Origin of the sequence: Inquilinus limosus MP06, assembly GCF_000767795.1 — a bacterium.
Classification (GTDB): Bacteria; Pseudomonadota; Alphaproteobacteria; order DSM-16000; family Inquilinaceae; genus Inquilinus; species Inquilinus limosus_E.
The window spans coordinates 1-4409 of sequence record NZ_JANX01000531.1 but is presented as its reverse complement, the minus strand read 5'-3'; the positions used below and the strand labels follow the sequence as shown (position 1 = coordinate 4409).

At 69.6% G+C, this 4409-nt stretch carries 3 protein-coding genes; 1 reads left to right on the top strand and 2 read right to left on the bottom strand.

Translation table 11 applies throughout. The features are described from left to right. Nucleotides 1-332: prepilin peptidase (locus P409_RS27670; RefSeq protein ID WP_161790485.1), on the bottom strand; the 332-nt coding region annotated here is incomplete at its 3' end. Nucleotide 333: 1 nt separating this feature from the next. Continuing rightward, nucleotides 334-2532, bottom strand: coding sequence for a type II secretion system secretin GspD (gene gspD / locus P409_RS27665; protein WP_161790484.1), 2199 nt, complete (start codon nt 2530-2532; stop codon nt 334-336). A 360-nt stretch (nt 2533-2892) separates the two neighbouring features. Between gspD and P409_RS27660 the strand changes: the two genes are divergently transcribed. Then, on the top strand, nt 2893-4409 hold a 1517-nt coding region (locus tag P409_RS27660; RefSeq protein WP_052121476.1), incomplete at its 3' end, for a GspE/PulE family protein.

Here is a 4409-nt window from a genome sequence, read left to right as displayed (position 1 = left end):
AGCAGCAGCCACCAGCCGAGGATGCAGGTGCCGGGCATCAGCGCCGGGTCGCCGGCCGCGAGCGCCAGCAACGCGATGCCGATCGCCGCCAGCTCGATCACCGTATGGGCCGGGTCGATCGTGCCGCCGCACATGCGGCAACGACCGTGCAGGGCGACCCGGCTGAGCACCGGCACCAAGTCGCGCAGCGCCAGCGGCTGCCGGCAATGGTCGCAGCGCGAGCGGCCGACCAGCAGGCCGCGGGCGTCGTCGGGCAGGCGGTGCGCCGCGGCGGCGAGAAAGCTGCCGACGATCGGCGAGACGGCGACGAGCCCGATCTGCCCGAGCGTCACGTCAGAGCTGGCGCGGCCGGGTGGTGGTGCGCGGCCGCAGCGCCTCCATGCGCGACCGCAACTCCTCCGCGATCGCCTGGGCGTCGGCGGCGTTGCGGATCACCCGCGGGGTGATGAAGACGACCAGCTCGGTCCGGTCGCGGCTGTTGCTGGTCGACGAGAACAGGTTGCCGAGCAGCGGAATGTCCTGCAGCACCGGCACGCCGCCGCGGCCGTTCGTCTGGCTGTCCTGGATCAGCCCGCCCAGCACCACGGTCTGGCCATTGGCGACCGAGACGATCGAGCCGATGCGGCGGGTCGAAATCGTCGGCGCCAGCGCGTCGGCCTGGGTGGAGGCGGCGTCGTTGACGATGCTCGACACCTCCTGCTGCACATCCATGCTGACGTCGTTGTTGGAGTTGATCCGCGGCGTCACCTTCAGGATCACGCCGGTGTCCTTGTATTCGATGTTGCTGATCACCGGCGAGCCGTTGGTGTCGATCGACTGGCTCTGCTGCGTCCGCACCGGCACCTGGTTCCCGACCTGCAGCCGCGCGGTCTGGTTGTTCAGCACCGCCAGGGTCGGGGCCGAGACCACCCGGACATTGGTGATCGAGGACAGGGCGTTGAGGACGACCCGGGCGCCACCGGTGGAGATCGCCAGGTTGAGGCCGGAGCCGGCCTGCGGGATCGGGGTGGCGAGCGATCCGGACGGCGAGCTGCCGGCCGCGCGCGTGGTGAAGCCGGCAGAGCCGAAGCCGGTTTCGAGATAGTACTGGACGCCGTATTGCAGCCGGTCGTTCAGCGTCACCTCGGCGATCGTCGCCTCGATCACCACCTGCAGCGGGCTGGCATCGATCGCGCGCAGCGCCGATTCGATCAGCCGGAACGCCGCCGGCCGGGCGCGGATCAGGAGCGCGTTCTTGTCCCGGTCGGGAACCACCCGCACCTCGCCCAGCTTGTCGAGCTTGAACACCGCCGCCTTGCCGGCCTGGGCGCCGGCGAGGCCGAGGATCGAGGCGTCGCCTTCCTTCTGCTGGGCGTTGAAGTCGATCGGCGCGAATTGCGACGAGGTGCCTGTGCCCGTCTGCCCCGACGTCGACTGGGTATTGCTGCCCGAGGTCGTGCCCGTCGTGCCGGAGGCATTGGCCTGGTCGGTACCGGTGCTGCTGCTCGAAACCCCGAGGCCGCGGGCGACGTCCGAGCCGAGCTCGTCGTCGAAGGGCGAGGCGCCGGCCTGGTCGACCTTGCCGAAGGCCTGTCCCAGCACCCGGGCCATGTTCGCCGCGGTGCCGTTCTGCACCATGTAGACGTAGACCCGCTCCTCGTCGGAATCGCCCTGGTCCAGCCGCTTGATCCAGCGGCCGGCCTCGTTGAGCTTGTCGACACGGGAGGAGACCACCAGCACGGCGTTCAGCCGCTCCACCGGCATGAAGTTGATCAGGCCCTTCAGCGGGCCGCGGTCGGGCGCGCCGCCGAACACGGCGCTGAGCTCCTTGATCACGGCCTCGGGCTGCGCCTGCTGCAGCGGGAAGATCCCCGACGACATGCCCCGCAGCCAGTCGACGTCGAAGGATTCGACGGTGGCGCCCAGCGCCGACCGGTCGGCGCTGGTGCCGGAGATCAGCACCAGGTTGCGGGTCGAGTCGATCCGCACCAGCTCCGGATTGACCGCCGGGGCGATCAGCGGGCCGATGGTCTCGGCCGAGACATTGCGCAGCGGGATGATGGTGATGCCGTAGCCGGCCGGCAGCGGCTTCGGATCGTTGCCGAGCTGCAGCACGGTGCGGCCGGACACCGCCTCGCCCAGCGGCACGATCCGGTAGCCGGCGCGGTCGTCCTGCACCAGCGCGGCGCCGGAGGAGCGAAGCGCCGTCTCCAGCATCGCCACCAGGTCGTTCGGCTTGATCGGACCCTGGGTCGACAGCGTCACCGTGCCGGTGACCCGCGGATCGATGCTGTAGGGCTGGTGCAGCAGGTCGCCCAGCACCGCCTGCACCACCTGGGCCAGATCGGCATTGTTGAAATTGACCTGATAGCCGCCGGGCTGCGCCTGGATCTGGGAGCCGACCGCCGCCGGCTCCCCCGGCACCGCGTCGATTCCGGGAAAGACCTGGGCTTGGCGCACCGGCTGGGTGCGGCCGGCCGAGGCGACCACGTTGGAGCGGGAGCGGGTGTCGGCGGGCGCGGCCAGGGACTTGTTGGCCAGGTCGTCGAACATCGAGGGCGGTTGATCCGCATTCTTCTGGCCGCACGACACCAGTGCGAACAGCATTGGAATCGCAAGGATTCTGAAGGAAAACGCCCTGAAAGCCACTGAAGCCATCCCCCGGCAGCGACGCCGAGCCATAACCGACCGGCTGTCGCTCGACAAGTGACAAGAGCAATCGGCCTCGATTCGAATCGAAATTGTTGCATTCTTGTTAAGTTTTATTGAATTCGGGATTGTAACCCTCTGATAAGACGAAAACATTTCGTTTGACCGCAGTCCCATCACGGCCGAGATTGCCGCTCGCCCGCCGCCCGGCGATGATAGGGCGCGCGGTGGGTCGCGCAGGGGGACCGGCACCGGAAGGGCAATGTGAAACCGCTCCTGGACATTCTCGTCGAGCTCGGAAAGCTGGGCCCCGAGGACCGGGTGCGGGTCTCGCGCCTGCATGAGAATTCGGGCGACGGCGTGCCGGCCCTGCTGTCGAAGCTGGGGCTGGTGTCCGGCCGCGACCAGGCGCTGGCCCTGTCGGTGCAGCACGGCGTGCCGCTGGTCGGCCCCGACGCCTTCCCGCCGGCGCCGCTGTTCGACGGCCGGCTGTCGCCCCGCTTCCTGCGTGAATCCCGGGTGCTGCCGCTGGCCGAGGCCGAGGACGGGGTGACGCTGGCCATGGCCGATCCCGGCGACGCCTATGCCCGCCAGGCGGTGGAGCTGGCGACGCGCCGGCCGGTCCGCCCCTGCGTCGCCGCCACCGAGGACCTGGACGACGCCTTCGCGCGCTATTTCGACAGTGGCCGGTCGGCGGTCGAGCGGATCGTCGACGACATCGGCGCCGAGACCGAGGAGGCGGCCGGCGACCCGGACGTGCAGCATCTGCGCGACCTGGCGCAGGAGGCGCCGGTCATCCGCCTGGTCAACCAGATCTTCAGCGACGCGATCCGAATGCACGCCTCGGACATCCATGTCGAGTGCTACCGCGACGAGGTGAAGGTCCGCTACCGCATCCACGGGCTGCTGCGCGAGATGAAGGGCCCGCCGGTGCGGCTGGCCCCGGCCCTGATCAGCCGGATCAAGATCCTGTCCAAGCTGGACATCGCCGAGCGCCGGCTGCCGCAGGACGGGCGCGCCCGCTTCACCGTCGGCGGCCGCAGCATGGACATGCGCGTCGCCACCGTGCCGACGCTGCATGGCGAGAACGTCGTCATCCGCCTGCTCGACACCGCCGGCATGGACATCGAGCTGTCGGCGATCGGCTTCGCGCCGGATGTCGAGGCCACGCTGCTGAAGCAGCTGGCCCGGCCGCACGGCATCCTGCTGGTCACCGGCCCGACCGGCAGCGGCAAGACCACGACGCTGTACGGCGCGCTGCGCATCCTGAACCAGCCGAGCCGGAAGATCCTGACGGTCGAGGATCCGGTCGAATACCAGATCAAGGGCGTCAACCAGATCAATGTCCGCCCCCAGATCGGCCTGGACTTCGCCCGGGTGCTGCGGTCCTGCATGCGCCATGATCCCGACGTGATCATGGTCGGCGAGATCCGCGACGGCGAGACCGCGAACATCGCCGTGCACGCCGCCCTGACCGGCCATCTGGTGCTGTCGACGCTGCACACCAACAGCGCCACCGGGTCGATCAACCGGCTGCTGGACATGCATGTCGACGGCTATCTGCTGACCTCGACCATCGCCGGCGTCATCGGCCAGCGCCTGGTGCGGCGGCTGTGCCCCGGAATGCCGCCGCCCGGTCGACACGCCCCGCGGGGCTGGTCGAGCGCGCCGCCGCAGCCCGGCCGCTGCCGATGGGGACGCCGCAGCTGTATGAGGCGGTGGGCTGCCCGGCCTGTGACGACCTGGGCTATACCAGCCGGATGGGCATCTTCGAGTACTTC

Bases quoted from the DNA above. Each gene is read 5' to 3' on its own strand.
- gspD (WP_161790484.1), bottom strand. From the start codon at position 2,532: ATGTTCGACGACCTGGCCAACAAGTCCCTGGCCGCGCCCGCCGACACC.